At 42.4% G+C, this 14,475-nt stretch carries 15 protein-coding genes; 8 read left to right on the plus strand and 7 right to left on the minus strand.

All coding sequences use genetic code 11. The features are described 5' to 3' along the window. Positions 1-125 precede the first annotated feature (125 nt). Positions 126-608 carry a glutathione peroxidase gene (locus AC4CVD_RS16140; protein WP_490753441.1) on the minus strand — a complete coding sequence of 161 codons (483 nt, stop codon included), beginning with the start codon at positions 606-608 and terminating at the stop codon, positions 126-128. A gap of 180 nt (positions 609-788) precedes the next feature. On the opposite strand from AC4CVD_RS16140, the gene AC4CVD_RS16145 reads away from it, so the two are divergent. From AC4CVD_RS16145 to AC4CVD_RS16160, 4 genes are all read left to right on the plus strand, one after another. After that, positions 789-1,241 (plus strand): MarR family winged helix-turn-helix transcriptional regulator, encoded by a 453-nt coding sequence (locus AC4CVD_RS16145; protein ID WP_490753442.1) that lies wholly within the window; start codon positions 789-791, stop codon positions 1,239-1,241. After that, positions 1,242-1,439, plus strand: a complete 198-nt coding sequence (locus AC4CVD_RS16150; protein ID WP_490753443.1) for a DUF3565 domain-containing protein — start codon at positions 1,242-1,244, stop codon at positions 1,437-1,439. A 199-nt stretch (positions 1,440-1,638) separates the two neighbouring features. After that, positions 1,639-3,924, plus strand: coding sequence for a TonB-dependent receptor (locus AC4CVD_RS16155; RefSeq protein WP_490753536.1), 2,286 nt, complete (start codon positions 1,639-1,641; stop codon positions 3,922-3,924). Between the two features lie 188 nt (positions 3,925-4,112). Next, positions 4,113-4,973: a methylated-DNA--[protein]-cysteine S-methyltransferase gene (locus tag AC4CVD_RS16160; RefSeq protein ID WP_490753444.1), complete on the plus strand. Its 861-nt coding sequence runs from the start codon at positions 4,113-4,115 to the stop codon at positions 4,971-4,973. Between the two features lie 37 nt (positions 4,974-5,010). Here the strand turns inward: AC4CVD_RS16160 and pyrE are convergent, their stop codons facing one another. Continuing rightward, positions 5,011-5,661, minus strand: a complete 651-nt coding sequence (gene pyrE / locus AC4CVD_RS16165) for an orotate phosphoribosyltransferase (protein WP_078388306.1) — start codon at positions 5,659-5,661, stop codon at positions 5,011-5,013. Between the two features lie 39 nt (positions 5,662-5,700). On the opposite strand from pyrE, the gene AC4CVD_RS16170 reads away from it, so the two are divergent. Then, entirely contained in the window at positions 5,701-6,519 is an 819-nt protein-coding gene (locus tag AC4CVD_RS16170; RefSeq protein ID WP_062031929.1) for an exodeoxyribonuclease III, read from the plus strand. 453 nt (positions 6,520-6,972) lie between these two features. After that, a complete protein-coding gene (locus tag AC4CVD_RS16175; RefSeq protein WP_490753445.1) occupies positions 6,973-7,323 on the plus strand; it encodes a Spx/MgsR family RNA polymerase-binding regulatory protein in 351 nt (116 codons plus the stop codon). A 48-nt stretch (positions 7,324-7,371) separates the two neighbouring features. Here AC4CVD_RS16175 and AC4CVD_RS16180 read toward each other — a convergent pair whose 3' ends face one another. Beyond that, positions 7,372-7,809 (minus strand): DUF2147 domain-containing protein, encoded by a 438-nt coding sequence (locus AC4CVD_RS16180; RefSeq protein WP_005401494.1) that lies wholly within the window; start codon positions 7,807-7,809, stop codon positions 7,372-7,374. A 155-nt stretch (positions 7,810-7,964) separates the two neighbouring features. On the opposite strand from AC4CVD_RS16180, the gene AC4CVD_RS16185 reads away from it, so the two are divergent. Beyond that, positions 7,965-8,876 (plus strand): alpha/beta hydrolase, encoded by a 912-nt coding sequence (locus AC4CVD_RS16185; RefSeq protein WP_490753446.1) that lies wholly within the window; start codon positions 7,965-7,967, stop codon positions 8,874-8,876. A gap of 70 nt (positions 8,877-8,946) precedes the next feature. Here AC4CVD_RS16185 and AC4CVD_RS16190 read toward each other — a convergent pair whose 3' ends face one another. Together AC4CVD_RS16190 and AC4CVD_RS16195 are read right to left on the minus strand one after the other, a co-directional pair. Further along, on the minus strand, positions 8,947-9,513 hold the full coding sequence (locus AC4CVD_RS16190; protein WP_039890677.1) for an FMN-dependent NADH-azoreductase: 567 nt from the start codon (positions 9,511-9,513) through the stop codon (positions 8,947-8,949). A gap of 234 nt (positions 9,514-9,747) precedes the next feature. Next, positions 9,748-10,698, minus strand: a complete 951-nt coding sequence (locus AC4CVD_RS16195) for an IS481 family transposase (RefSeq protein ID WP_006582413.1) — start codon at positions 10,696-10,698, stop codon at positions 9,748-9,750. Positions 10,699-10,824: 126 nt separating this feature from the next. On the opposite strand from AC4CVD_RS16195, the gene AC4CVD_RS16200 reads away from it, so the two are divergent. Further along, the gene (locus AC4CVD_RS16200; protein WP_490753447.1) at positions 10,825-11,979 is read left to right on the plus strand and encodes a GGDEF domain-containing protein; all 1,155 of its coding nucleotides are present in this window, start codon (positions 10,825-10,827) and stop codon (positions 11,977-11,979) included. On the opposite strand, the gene AC4CVD_RS16205 is transcribed toward AC4CVD_RS16200, so the two are convergent. Together AC4CVD_RS16205 and dsbD are read right to left on the minus strand one after the other, a co-directional pair. Then, positions 11,976-12,614 carry a glutathione S-transferase family protein gene (locus AC4CVD_RS16205; protein WP_490753448.1) on the minus strand — a complete coding sequence of 213 codons (639 nt, stop codon included), beginning with the start codon at positions 12,612-12,614 and terminating at the stop codon, positions 11,976-11,978. The genes AC4CVD_RS16200 and AC4CVD_RS16205 overlap by 4 nt on opposite strands. A gap of 18 nt (positions 12,615-12,632) precedes the next feature. Beyond that, positions 12,633-14,459 (minus strand): protein-disulfide reductase DsbD, encoded by a 1,827-nt coding sequence (dsbD, locus tag AC4CVD_RS16210; protein ID WP_490753449.1) that lies wholly within the window; start codon positions 14,457-14,459, stop codon positions 12,633-12,635. Positions 14,460-14,475 lie beyond the last annotated feature (16 nt).

Genomic DNA, 14,475 nt, shown 5'->3' on the forward strand with positions numbered 1-14,475 from the left:
AAAAAATCTATTTTATTCAAATAACTACAACACATTACAGTAATAAATCAGATGCTAACTGCTCAATTCAACAAAGGGAGTATGTGTCTATTACCACGCGACAGCTCCTTTCCACACCTTCTCCATTAAGTCAAAAGGCGTTGAATATCCTTGGCAATTTTTTCAGGTTTAACAATCGGCGCATAGCGTTTCACCACCTGCCCTTTTTGGTTAATGAGAAATTTGGTGAAGTTCCATTTGATACTCTGGCTACCTAAAATGCCTTTAGCTTCAGTGGTTAAATACTGATACAGCGGATGCGCTGTAGGCCCATTCACGTCGACCTTAGCAAACATTGGGAAAGAGACTCCATAGTTACGCTGACAAAAGCTGCCGATCTCTTCATTACTCGCAGGGTCTTGCTGCGCAAATTGGTTACAGGGAAAGCCTAGAACCAGCAGACCTTGCTGTTGATAGTCCTGATATAACTGCTCCAAACCTTCAAATTGTGGGGTTAAACCACATTGGCTGGCGGTATTTACCACCAATAAAACCTTACCCTGATAATCGGCCAGTTTTTTTTGCTCGCCTTCTAACAGTTCGGCCTGAAAATCATAAATTGTGCTCATTACATCTCTTCCATTCATCAAATGTCATTAATTAAAGTCGCTTCAAGCACTGAACCGACCTCATTCGCAAAATAATATCGCACACAATTAACTTGCACACAAGATTATTGCACCCAATACACTTTCGCCCCTATTTCATTTATACTGCTTTACAGACATTAACACCCAAGGACATGCAATATGGCGGACACCCCACTTTTAGAAAACCGCGTGTGTTTTGCCATGTATTCCGCAACCAATGCCATGGTTCGTCAATACCGTCCACGCTTACAGGTTTACGATCTGACCTATCCGCAATTTATTGTTTTGTTGGCTTTATACGAGCAGGACAATGTGACGCTGACCGAGATTGGACAAAAAACCTTTTTTGACTCAGGCACCTTAACCCCGATTATTCAAAAACTAGAAGAAAAACAGTTTTTAAAGCGTGTTGCTGTCAAAGAAGATGAACGTATGAAAAAAGTCGTTCTGCTGGAAAAAGCACTCTTAGCCAAAGATAAAATTATAGCCATTCCATTTGAGCTGGCGTGTTCTTTAGGTCTAGATCCCGATGATTTGGTAGCCATCCATCAACTGTGTCAGCGTTTTTTAAACGGCTTAGAACAGCCTCAACACGTCAGTCGAGGTACTTAAGTGCAACAAGCGATTGTCTGTTTTCATCTCGATGAAGAACATCATTGGGTGGCGGAGCTTGCCTGTGGCCACACACAACATGTCCGCCATACTCCACCGTGGCAAAACCGCCCTTGGGTACAAACTGAGCAAGGACGTCAAGAAAAAATAGGCGTTCTTTTAAGCTGTAAAAAATGCATGGAAAATTCACAAAAATAATTCTTTTACATTTTCTTCAAATTTTAATGCTTATTTATCAATTTTTTAGAAAAATTAAAAAGCCTGTACAGCTGTACTTTTCAACCCAGTAAAACTATGTAGAAAAAATGAATATTACCGTAAGTCTTGTTCATTTTTGGTAAATGATTATACTTCTCATTTTTATTGGCAATTCACTCTCTCCGAGCCTTAAATCATGATGAAATTTTCACCACAGCCGCTTTGTGGTTCTAACCTATTCAAATATAGCCTTCTCAGCTTTATGATTTTAAATGCGCATGCAGCCTATGCGGATGAAGCGACACTACAAAATAATGAGAACCCCTCCTCTCAAGCGATGACAAACAAATCGAATACAGCAGCAGTTCTGCCTACCTTAAAAATTGAGGCAATGAGTGAACTTGATCCAATCAAAAGCTATGTCGATTATGATCAGGCCAATGTCACACGGAATGGTTTAAAGAAAAAAGACATTCCTCAAACCATCGACACCATCGATGTACAGAAATATAAAATCTATGGCTCTAACGACCTCAGTGTAATGCTACAAGGCACACCAGGGGTTTCAACCAGCTACGATATGCGCAGTGATGGCATTACCCTCCGTGGTTTCTCTGCCGACTCGGGTGATATTTACCGTGATGGTATCCGTGAAAGTGGCCAAGTGCGTCGTAGTACAGCCAACATTGAACGGATCGAAATTTTAAAAGGCCCTGCCTCGGTGTTATATGGTCGTAGTGCAGGCGGTGGTGTGGTCAATATGGTGAGTAAATACGCCAACTTTGACTCAAAAAGCTCAGTCGGTACTTACGTAGGCTCATATGATACTTATGGCGCAACAGCGGATATTAACCAAGTCTTAAATGACAACTGGGCTGTTCGTTTAACAGGTGAATACGGTGAAGCGGATAGTTTCCGTTCAGGCATCGACAGTAAAATTGAGATGATCTCGCCAAGTTTCACTTATAAAAATGATGATGAAACCCTCACGTGGACCACACAATATACCTATGACAAATTAGGTCGAGTACCAGACCGTGGACCTTCTTATAGTGTTTTACCTGCTGGAACATCCATTAAAACAGGCTTTGCACAAAAAGGCGATTACGTTGATGATGTACTACAAGTCATTCGTTCAGATTTAAATTACGAATTTGCGCCGAATTGGAAATTCCATTGGGCAACAAGTTACCGCCAAGCAGATCAAGACTTTGATCATTTTTATGGTGGTACCTACTGTGCTTCAGATGCAACCACCAGTAATGGTGAAAGCGCTTCTAGCACTCCACTTACACAACGTCGCTGCTACAACAATGTCGGAAAAATTTCGCAAAACTATTACTGGCAGCAAACATCTAATCGAACCACCACCAATACGTGGGATATTACAGGTGAGTTTGATACGGGCGCTATTAAACATAATCTTTTAGTGGGTACCGATTGGACCTATGAACAAAGAGAGCCGAAACTTTCTAATAAAAACGCCAATGGCAGTCGAATTGATGGTTTTTATGACCCAATTACAGGTCAATTAACACAGAATAATCGTGATAACGGTGCTAAAACCATTACTCAGCATAATTATAATGAAGGCACAAGCTACGGCTTTTTCATTCAAGACTTAATTAGTTTTAATGAATATTTCAAAGTAATGCTTGGTGCACGTTATGATTATTACGATACATCAACCACCAATAAATTATTAGCTTCTTTCGACATCAATTACCATCGTAGTATCAATGATGAAAGCTTTAGCCCTAACATTGGTTTCATTTGGCAACCCACAGATCAACACAGCTTCTATGCTTCATACAATAAAAGCTTTGCACCGTTTGGTGGGCGTGTAGGTGTCAGTGTTGTATCCGCAAATACCAATCTGAATACCTTTGATTCAGAACCTCAATATAATGAGCAATATGAAATTGGGGTCAAAAGTGACTGGTTTGATGACCGTTTAAATACCCAACTCTCAGTTTTTGACATTCGCAAAAATAATATTCGTTATGTACCTGATGACACTAAACCTGAAGAATGGGCAACTGCGGGCGAACATCAATCTAAAGGTCTAGAGTTTAGTTTTATTGGTCGCGTATTGGATAATGTATTTGTCCGTGGTGGATATGGTTATCTACAAGCCGAAGTTAAAAAAGACAAGCAAAATCCAGATAATGTGAATAAAGTGCTAAATAATGCGCCTGAACATACGGGTAACTTATTTGTTCGTTACTTACCTACAGAAAAACTCTATGGTGAAGTTGGTGTGACTTATGTGGGTGACTACAAAGCCTACCCTAATAGCAATTTAAGCAACCAGCCCTTGGATATGAAAGCTTTCTCACGTGTCGATGCAGCCATTGGTTATAGTGCTGATCCATGGAACCTGACCTTAGCTGTCAGTAACTTGACCAATAAAGAATACTGGCGTTCAGACTCTATGCCTGGTACACCGCGTAGCTTCCTCATGCGTTTGAACTACCAGTTCTAAACCCCTTCAGTTAAAACGCCATCTCAAGCGGAACAGGTCACTGTTCCGCTTTTTTATGCTTATCAAGGAACGACTAAGTCAATCAATGCATGCTTCGAACCTTTTCTGATAAAGCGCAAGAAACGGATTTTCAGGCCTCACTGGATTTGTTACTGTTTTCTTAAGTTAAATGATTTCCGCGAGTAATCATGACAGAACATAGCAATTACGCACGTGTGGCAAAGGCGATTGAATATATTGAACAAAACTTCAAACAGCAACCCAGTTTGGCTGAGATTGCTGAACACGTGCATTTAAGTCCTACACATTTTCAGCGTATGTTTAGCGAATGGGCTGGTATTAGTCCGAAGAAATTTCTGCAATACATTAGTGTGGAATATGCAAAGTCAGTTTTGAAAAATCACACAGAAAATAATATTTTTGCAGCAACTTTTGACACTGGCCTTTCTAGTACCAGCCGATTGCATGATTTATTTGTCCAAATCGAAGGTATGACGCCCGCAGAATATAAACATGGCGGTGAAGCACTCCACATTCACTATAGCTTTGCCGAGACCATTTTTGGCTCCGTCATTATTGCCTCGACCCCTAAAGGGATTTGTCATATGGCCTTTACCGAAGCAGATCGGGATGCATTGGCCTATCTGAAAAAACAGTTCCCACGTGCGACATTTATTGAAGATCAGGATGAATTACAACGCAAAGCACTCGCGATTTTTCAGCAAGATCAACACAGCCTATCAGAGATTAAACTGCATCTGAAAGGCACCGACTTTCAGCTCAAGGTGTGGCAAAGTCTGCTCAAAATTCCCATGGGGCAGCTCAGCAGTTATGCACATATTGCCCAAGAGATTGGGCAAGAGCGTGCCTCACGAGCGGTCGGAACAGCAATTGGCAGCAATCCCGTTGCCTTTTTAATCCCATGCCATCGGGTCATTCAGTCTTCAGGACAACGTGGCGGCTATATGTGGGGGACGACACGTAAAACCGCGATGATTGGTTGGGAAGGTGCGCATAGCCAAACGCCAACCGAAAGAGAGAGCGAATAAAAAAGGAAGCCGAAGCTTCCCTTTTTTGTTTCAACGCTTAAACGCCATATTTCACGCGATAGGCTTCCATTTTTGCTAAAGCCTCTGTCTCACCTTTAGCCTCTAAATAATTCATCAAATCTTTCATGGTCACCAATGCATGCACAGGAATTTCCAATTCTTTTTGGACTTCTTGAATCGCAGAAAGTTCACCTTGACCTTTTTCTTGGCGGTCTAATGCCACCAACACACCTGCAATCTGCGCACCTGCATTTTTCAAAATGGTGACTACTTCACGGATCGCTGTGCCCGCAGTAATCACATCATCAATAATCCAGACTTTTTTGCCTGTAACGGATGCACCAACCAAGACCCCGCCTTCACCATGATCTTTGGCTTCTTTGCGGTTAAAACCCCAAGGCACACTTACCCCATGATTTTGTGACAAAGCCACTGCTGTTGCAGCAACAAAAGGAATCCCTTTGTACGCAGGACCAAAGACCACCTCAACATTGTTGCATTCTGTCAGTTTGGCTGCATAGCCAGACGCCAGTAATGACAAGGCTTCACCGTCATTAAGTAGACCGGCATTAAAAAAATAAGGACTCACACGACCCGATTTTAAAGTAAACTCACCAAATTTAAGCACGCCACGTGATAATGCGAGTTCGATAAAAGCTTGAGGGTTAAATGTCGCTTGCGTTGTCATGCGGTGCTCCGTATTTTCAAATTGAGGTAAGACTTGCGCATGATACCAAAGAGTAGCTATCCAAGTGATCAAAAAATTTTACGTGTGGTTTCAATTAACGTAAATGGTCTACGTTCTGCAGAAAAAAAAGGGATTTTTGATTGGATTGCCACATCAGATGCTGATGTGATTTGCATGCAAGAATCTCGCATCACCCACGAACAATGGACCGATAAATTTAAACCTGAAGGTTGGCATACTCACCTGTTCCCTGCTGAACGTCCAGGGTATGCTGGCACTGCTATTTATAGCCGTTTACCGTTTGTTTCAGTCACGGATGGACTTGGTTTTGAATTGGCCGATTCTCAAGGCCGCTTTATTTCGGCTGAGTTTGACTTAGGCTTAGACCAAAACGTGCATATTTGTTCACTCTATTTACCATCGGGTTCTTCTGGTGAAGAGGCACAAGTACGTAAAGACCACTTCTTAGAAGAATACAAACAAATTTTGAAACAATGGCGTGATGAAAATAAATCCGTGATTGTCTGTGGTGACTACAACATCGTGCATAAACGCATCGACATTAAAAACTGGTCAGGCAACCAAAAAGCCTCAGGCTGCTTACCACACGAACGCGCTTGGCTCGATCATATTTATGATGAACTCGGCTATGTCGATACTTTCCGTGAAGTGCGTCCAGAGGCTGAGCTTTATTCTTGGTGGTCAAACCGTGGACAAGCTCGTGCCAAGAACGTAGGCTGGCGCATTGACTATCAAGCGTGCTCACCTGACTGGAAAGCCCGCACAGTCAATGCTTGGGTCTATAAAGAAACATGGTTTAGCGACCATGCACCTGTCATTATTGACTACAAAATCTAGAAAAATTTAAGTATTTAGCTCATATTCAGTGAACACCTGTTTACTGAATATGAGTTTTTAACCTACATTATCTGCCGTTTTTTGAGTCTTTTTCTGATCAATCAATCAGTGCATTATGTTTCCACGGCAAAGGGACGATGTCAGGATGACAGCACAAGGACAGGACGCCGTAGGATTAAATTAAAACGAACTATGGAAATAGTTGGTTTTCAAGGATGTGACAATGGACGTTGTAATGAGACCCGCATGATCAGGATGATTAAATGCGGGTTTTCTCTTTTTTAGTCTCTGCCTTTTTTAATGCTTCTTCTTTTTAGATTCTATTTTTCTTTGATTTGATTCTAAATCGCTTTTATGACAAGACGATGACGCTTTAAGCTTAGATCGACACACTAGAGCTGCTCTGCTTTTTCCGTTACTCTAAACCCAGCTTAAAATTCAGAAGGGTTTTCCATGTTAAACGTGTATGGCATTAAAAATTGTAATTCAATGAAAAAAGCATTCGACCTACTGAATGAGTTAGGACTGGCTTATGAGTTTCATGATTATAAAAAGCAAGGCATTGATGCTGCGACTGTCAAAACATGGCTCGATCAGATTGGGGCAGATGTGGTCCTGAATAAAAAAGGTACCACTTGGCGTAAGTTGACTGAAACAGAACAAGACACTGCTTTAGCTTCAGAGCAAGGACTAATTGATGCCCTCACCACACATAACAGTCTCATTAAGCGTCCCGTAATTGCAACCCCGAAAGGTTTTATTGTGGGTTTCAATGAAGATGCAATTCGTGTCCTAAAAGCATAACAAAACAAAAAAGCCGAGCAATTGCTCGGCTTTTTTTGTTGGATGGGATTAATTCGCGCGAATCCAAGTTTGGTTACGGCCTAATGCAGCCACGCCAATATAACCACGAAGCTCTAGTTTTTTACCACCAGCAGCAATGTTGCCTTTTAATTTATAGGTTTTACCAGTTTGCGGATCTAAAATTGATCCACCGTCATAGCTTGTACCACCCACATTTTTCAGACCATGTACAATCGTTAAACCTTTCAACGATTTGTTTTTGTATGGGCCTTCACACTTGGTACATGCATTTTCTTCACCTGGCGTCAAAATACCTTGAATACTCGCAGTTAAAGTTCCATTTTTTTGCTCAGTGAATTTAACCAAAGCTTTCGCTTGTTTAGTTTTATCATCAATCGTTTTCCAAACAGTGCCATTCAGCGGATCTGCTGCATGAGCTAGAGCGGTTAATCCTAGTACGCTTAGTGCAAGTGCAATTTTTTTCATTTTTGTCATTTCCCTAGTCTAGTATAGACGACTATCATTATTAAAAAGTCACAACAATTTTTCAATTTTTCAATGTGACCAATTAGTGTAACCTTGTAAATTATGTTGGTAAATACACAAACTCAAGGTAAAACAAATAACAAAATGGAATAACTATGAAGATTGCCGATCCATGGAAACAAATCATTACAGAGCAGTTTTTAAAAACCACGATTCGAACCCCAAGTCGCTTTAGTCTCCCACCCAGTAGTCAGCGTTTTCTTCTTGAACAAATGTGTCGTGCATTTCCGCTCAATAAGTCGATCCAGATTCGTCCTCTACGTCTTGTAGGCCTGCGTGCGGAAGAGTTAAAACCTGAAACTGAAGCCACTCAGCTCATTTTGCATATTCATGGTGGAGCTTTCTTTTTAGGTTCAATGAATACCCACCGTGCGTTTGTCTCAGACCTTGCAGCCAGTACACAAATGCAAGTCATTCACCTTGACTATCCATTGTCGCCTGAACATCCCTATCCTGAAGCTATTGATGCACTGTTTGATGTTTATCTGCTGTTATTGGAGCAAGGTATACAGGCCAAAGATATTATTTTATCGGGGGATTCATGTGGTGCAAATTTAGCGCTAGCCTTGGCGCTGCGCATTCGTGATGAGCAACGTCCTCAAGTCAGTGGATTAATTCTACTTTCGCCATTTTTGGATTTAAGCTTAACCAGTGAATCTATTCGCTATAACAGCAAGCTCGATGCACTTTTATCCATCGAGGCCCTTGAAACAGGCATCGACTATTATGTTCCAGAACAAATCGACCCCGCCAACCCACTTGTTTCACCTTTATTTAATGATTTAGCAGACCTCCCGCCGACCCTTGTACAAGTCGGTTCGAAAGAAATTCTCTTGGACGATGCCCAGCGGTTTAGAGATAAAGCAACCAAGGCCGGCGTAGACGTAACATTTAAACTATACACAGGCATGTGGCATAACTTTCAAATGTTTAATGCATGGTTTCCAGAAGCTAAAATGGCATTGGATGATATCGCAACGTTTGCTCAAGCGCTCGACCAAGACTAGACACATCCTGCATAAAAAAAGGTCAGCTTAACGCTGACCAAATGAGGAATCATGGAACTACAGTTATTGTTTAAATCGCTTGCACCTGTGCTAAAGCTGCTGCAATGGCTTTATCTTTCAGCTCTGGCCCCATATTCACGCCTTCAGCACGAATGATTTCAACATCGGTCACACCGGTAAAATTAAAGACGGTTTTTAAGAAGCCTTCTTGGAAGTCAACAGGACTATTTTCACCATAGACACCACCGCGACTACTGGCAATATAGGCTTTCTTGTCACCAGCCAAACCGACCGGGCCATTTTCAGTATATTTGAAAGTACGACCTGCAACACTAATGCGGTCAATCCATGCTTTTAAAGTCGAAGTAATCCCGAAGTTATACATCGCCGCACCAATCACCACAACGTCCGCATCTAAGTATTGTTGAATAATACGTTCGCCCAAAGCCGATTGTTCTGCATTTTGACCCATTAAAATTTCTGCGTCTAAATGTGGAATCGGTTGCGTTGCCAAGTCCAAATATTCAACCTCAACTTGCGCATGCTTTTCGCTGAGTTGCGAAACAATGGCTTGGCTCAACTGACGAGATACAGAGGCATCCGCCATAATACTTGAATCGATGTGTAAAACTTTCATGGGATGTTCCCGCATAATCTTTATTGAATAGCTGCATCTTAAAAGAATCCCGCTCTTAGAATAATTGGTTTATTTAAAACACTATGTTGCAAAAATAGAACACTTTTCCCTTTTTATAGGGATATTTTTTCTATGATTTTAGATGCTATCTTTAAATTCAATTTTAAGAATTAATTACACATTTAAATTAAAAAGAATATGAAAGTAAGAGGATAAAAAGATTGAATGAATTCACTAGGTGTTTAGTCCCGGCATTTGATGGATCGGATCAATTTTAAAAAGTTCAGGTTCATCTGTCCACTGTTTGCAGATGAATTCGTAGGGAGTCAGGCCCCTGAGTGTTTTGAGTCTGCGGCCGAAGTTGTATGCAGCAATAAAATCAGCAAGGTGAATGCATAGCTGAGTGTGATCGTCGTAATGGAACCGTTTGACAGTAGCTTCTTTAATCGTTCGGTTCATCCTCTCGACCTGTCCATTGGTCCATGGATGCTTAACCTTGGTAAGACGATGTTCAATGCCACATTCAGTACAAACCCGATCAAAGATGTGCTCAGAGGCGTAGCGATCACAGGTGCGGTTCGTGAACTGGATGCCGTTATCTGTTAGCACCGTATGGATTCTATAGGGCACAGCCTTAACCAGATTGCGCATGAACTCCGCGGCTGCCATCTTACTGGCTTTAGTATGCAATTCAGTGAACGCAAACTTGGAAGTGCGATCAATGGCAACGAAGAGATAAAGCTTACCCTGTGCTGTTTGCATCTCAGCGATGTCGATATGAAAGTAACCAATGGGGTAGCTCTTGAAGCGCTTCCTGACAGGGCGATCACCTTGTACCTCAGGCAGTCGTGAAATACCATGCCGCTGTAAGCAGCGGTGTAACGACGAGCGTGTCAGATAAGGAATACTCGGCTGCAATGCATAAAGGCAATCGTCTAGCGGCAACAAAGTGCGTTTTCGAAAAGCAACAATTGCCGCCTCATCTTCAGGCGATAACACGCTTGAGCGAGGATTCTTTGGGCCGGTTGTAAGATCATCTACTGAAGTACGTTTCTTCCATTTTGCGACGGTCTTTTGATTGATGCCGTAACGCTTGGCTAGCGTTCTTAAGCTCTCTTGACTATTTTGTATTGCTCGACGCACTGCCTGTGTCGTTGTGGCGCTGCTGTGTAGAACTTGTCCCATAGTGCTTCCTTCCATTTATCTGAGAATATTGCACCATTAAAATCTGGGACTAAACACCTAGCCTCCAGCTCTAAAAAATTACATAAAAATAAACTTTCTCACTATTTACTGGAAGAGGAAGTCATCATGAATTGGAGTACCTTGAAAAAGTGCATTCTGATGTTGGTTTTGGCTTGCATTATTCATGTTGCTTGGCTCGGTTGGGATAGCTTTATCCTACTGAACCCGCAATATTGGCAGGTGGTCAATCTCAATATTGTACGAATCCAATTTGTACTGAACTCTATCTTTTTACTGACCTTGTCAGGACTGATTTATCCCTGCTATGTCCTACATGATCGCGTCTGGGTACAGCGTTTTTTACCCTATGTCGCAATCGGCATTTTTGTCATTTCTCTTTGCCAAGACAGTTATTTCGTTGGCGTATTAAGCCCCATGACTATGATTGCCTACATTTGTTTACTGACCGTGGGCTTAGTCCTGTTTAAACGCAAAATCATTTATATCATGCTGATTCCCGCAACCAGCTTTTTGGTCTTCTCGGGCTATCTCAGTTTTATAGATGTCGTGCCCTACTCGCCACTTTTCACCATTAACGGCAAGCTGTTTTATAATGGGTTTTGGTTATTTTCAATGCTGTATTTCATTGCCCACATTCTTGTCACTTGTCTGATTTTATTTGAAATCTTACTCAGCCAATGGCGGCATCGTGAGCGACTGATTCAACACTTAAGCCAGACCGACCCACTCACCAACGCCTTAAACCGCCGCAGCATTAACCAAAGCTTAAATGAGTTGCATCATAATAAAAATTGCCCCTATGCCATCGTGCTTTTAGACCTCGACCACTTTAAAAATATCAATGATCAATTTGGACATCATATGGGAGATACGGTTCTGATTGCCGTAAGTCAAAAATTGGGCCTTCATTTGCGTGAAAGTGATGTAGTCGGCCGTTTTGGGGGTGAAGAATTTATACTCATTTTAAAGCAGTCCTCTGCCCTTAAAGCTCGTCAAATTGCGGAACGTTGCCGTGCAGCCATTGAAGATTTAGTGATTCAAAATGAAGATGGACGTGCAATTCGCATTACTGCCAGTTTCGGCATTGCCCTAGCGACGGATAAATTGAAACCGCAACAGCTTTTGGATCAAGCAGACAAAGCACTCTATGCCGCTAAAGCCAGTGGACGCAATCAAATCAAATGCTATCTGGAAATCAATTCCTGTGAGCTCAAATATAGCGCCGTATGTGCAGACACACAGCACATCTCATCCAACTAAACTGCTTCTGCCCGTGCCGCGTCAACCCATTTTATGACCGCAGGATGCTGCATAATGTGTTGCATATACTGCTGGCTGCGTTCAGATACAGGCAGTGCATAACTCTTAAAACGCATCACTACAGGGGCATAGAAGGCATCGGCTATAGAAAAATCACCAAACAGAAAGGGATGTTCATCTGCACGCTGTGCCCAAATTTGTTCAATTCGTTCGACATCTGCTCTTAATTCAGCATGCTGCGCCCACAAATCTTGCCCCTCAGCTATGCTGTACTGCGCTTGAATATTCATGGGGCACAATTGGCGTAGTGCCATAAAACTACTGTGCATCTCACAACTAATACTCCGTGCTTGTGCTCTCAAATGGGCCTGTTTAGGCCACAGGGCTAAATCTAGATTTTGCTCGGCCAAATATTCACAGACGGCTAAAGAGTCCCAAATTTGAAATTCGCCCACGTCCAATACGGGCACTTTAGCATTGGAATGAATGTGAGACAATTGCTCTTTAAAACTGGGGTTTGTCGTATCAAAGCGAACCAGTACCTCTTCAAAATCGATGTTAAATGCAGTCAAGACCAGCCATGCTCGCATCGACCAACTGGAGTAATTTTTATTGGCAATATATAAACGTTGCATACCCGCTCTCCCTCAGGTTTAAAAACGTTGTAATTGAGCTAAAAGTTCAGCCTCAGTAAATGCACCGGTTAAACGTAAACCACGAATTTCTTGTTGTGAGGCATCTAAGAATAAATAGGTCGGTGGTCCTAAAATATCCCACTGGTTTAAAAGCACTTGATGGGTTGCATCGTAATGACTCAAATCTAATTTGATCAAATAATACGGCGCAAGTGCTTGCTGTACCGTTGCCGATTTTAATATACGGTGTTCGATTGGCTGACAAGCAACACACCAATCCGCATAGACATCGATAATGATTTTTTGCCCTTTTGGTGCTTGTGCCAAGAGCTGCTTAAACTCCGCTACGCTCGCTGCCACATGCCAACGCGAAGATGCAGCCATTGGTGCTTCAAAGAAACGCTGACTCTGCTTATATTGGCTATAAGCAATGTACGTCCCGCCAATAACTAGAGCCACGATGTATAGCATACGCAATTGAGTTTTATGCCACATCAAACGATACAACACATAGATGATAAAGCTTAACCCTAGCAGCAGACTCAGTGCTTGCATCCATGTTTCAGAAAGCAAAGGACGCACAAAATACAGCGCCAAAGCCAACATGATGAAAGCAAAGAATACCCGAACCTGATTCATCCACAGCCCAGCACGAGGCAATACCTTAGCGCCCAGTACGCTCGCCAGCAACAGCGGTGTACCCATACCAAAGCCTAAGGTGAACAACAAAATGGCCCCTTGCCACTGACTTTGTGTCTGTGAAATAAACAGTAAAGCGCCTGCCAAAGGTGCCGTCATACACGGTCCAACCAACAGCGCAGAGATCATGCCCATAATCGCGGCACTGATCAGGCTGCCACCCTTTTGCATAGACTGGATATGATCGAGTTTATTCACCACGGCTTGCGGCAGTTTAAGTTCAAACAAACCAAATAGATTGAGCGCGAATAAAACAAAAAGAATGCTAAAAGCAATCAGGGTAGATGGCTGTTGTAACCAACGCTGGAAGTTCAAACCCGCAGATGAGGCCACCAAGCCCAAAATGGCATAGACCATGGCCATACTGCACACAAAGACCAAGGCAATCATCCATGCTTTGAGGCCTTTGCTATCGCGAATAATTAATGAGGTTAAAATCGGCAACATCGGCAAAGAACACGGCGTAAACGCGAGTAATATCCCGAGGCCAAAGAACAGTAATAAACCATAAGCCAATGAGCTTTTGGCTAGCTCTTCAGACCAAATTTGGTCTTGCGCAGCCATTGCATCGGAAGCTGTTGCGGCGGGTTCAGCAGTGACTGTGGGGTTGATCGGCTCAAATTGCGGATTCGACTGCGCGGCTAAATCTAACAGTCGTTTTGATCCACCCGCTTGATCTTGTAGGCTGACCAAGCCATTAACATCAGTTTTAAACTCAATGCTTTGCGGTGGATAGCAAATGCGATCTTTGGCACAGCCTTGCCAAGTCACCTTATAAGTTTGTGAAGCCTGTGTGTCTAAGTCAAATTGCACTTGTTGATAATAAACTTGGGTGTGTCCATAGTTTTCATCATACAGATCATGCGCAGGCGGTAGCTCAAGCTTAAGGGGCTGACCCGCCTGTTGCACTTCAAATTTGTGCTGATACAGATAATACTGTTCAGGAATATTCCAGTGCAGTTGAGCCGTATGCTCAGTCGTAGATTCCACTGTAAATAGAAAAGCATCTTCAGCTGAAAGGAGTGGAGTTTCCGCATGAACGTTTAGGATACTGTTCCAGATACACAGATTGATGATCAATACTGACAGTGCCAGATACCACGTTTTGCCGCTCATCCCCTGTTTCAGATGAAGATGCTTTTTCATAATGTGTTCTTTTTTC

The organism is Acinetobacter sp. LipI_23 (assembly GCF_058243045.1).

Coding starts and splice junctions, on each gene's coding strand:
- AC4CVD_RS16140 (WP_490753441.1), bottom strand. CDS start 608: ATGAGCACAATTTATGATTTTCAGGCCGAACTGTTAGAAGGCGAGCAA.
- AC4CVD_RS16145 (WP_490753442.1), top strand. CDS start 789: ATGGCGGACACCCCACTTTTAGAAAACCGCGTGTGTTTTGCCATGTAT.
- AC4CVD_RS16155 (WP_490753536.1), top strand. CDS start 1,639: ATGAAATTTTCACCACAGCCGCTTTGTGGTTCTAACCTATTCAAATAT.
- AC4CVD_RS16160 (WP_490753444.1), top strand. CDS start 4,113: ATGACAGAACATAGCAATTACGCACGTGTGGCAAAGGCGATTGAATAT.
- pyrE (WP_078388306.1), bottom strand. CDS start 5,661: ATGACAACGCAAGCGACATTTAACCCTCAAGCTTTTATCGAACTCGCA.
- AC4CVD_RS16170 (WP_062031929.1), top strand. CDS start 5,701: ATGATACCAAAGAGTAGCTATCCAAGTGATCAAAAAATTTTACGTGTG.
- AC4CVD_RS16175 (WP_490753445.1), top strand. CDS start 6,973: ATGTTAAACGTGTATGGCATTAAAAATTGTAATTCAATGAAAAAAGCA.
- AC4CVD_RS16180 (WP_005401494.1), bottom strand. CDS start 7,809: ATGAAAAAAATTGCACTTGCACTAAGCGTACTAGGATTAACCGCTCTA.
- AC4CVD_RS16185 (WP_490753446.1), top strand. CDS start 7,965: ATGAAGATTGCCGATCCATGGAAACAAATCATTACAGAGCAGTTTTTA.
- AC4CVD_RS16190 (WP_039890677.1), bottom strand. CDS start 9,513: ATGAAAGTTTTACACATCGATTCAAGTATTATGGCGGATGCCTCTGTA.
- AC4CVD_RS16195 (WP_006582413.1), bottom strand. CDS start 10,698: ATGGGACAAGTTCTACACAGCAGCGCCACAACGACACAGGCAGTGCGT.
- AC4CVD_RS16200 (WP_490753447.1), top strand. CDS start 10,825: ATGAATTGGAGTACCTTGAAAAAGTGCATTCTGATGTTGGTTTTGGCT.
- AC4CVD_RS16205 (WP_490753448.1), bottom strand. CDS start 12,614: ATGCAACGTTTATATATTGCCAATAAAAATTACTCCAGTTGGTCGATG.
- dsbD (WP_490753449.1), bottom strand. CDS start 14,459: ATGAAAAAGCATCTTCATCTGAAACAGGGGATGAGCGGCAAAACGTGG.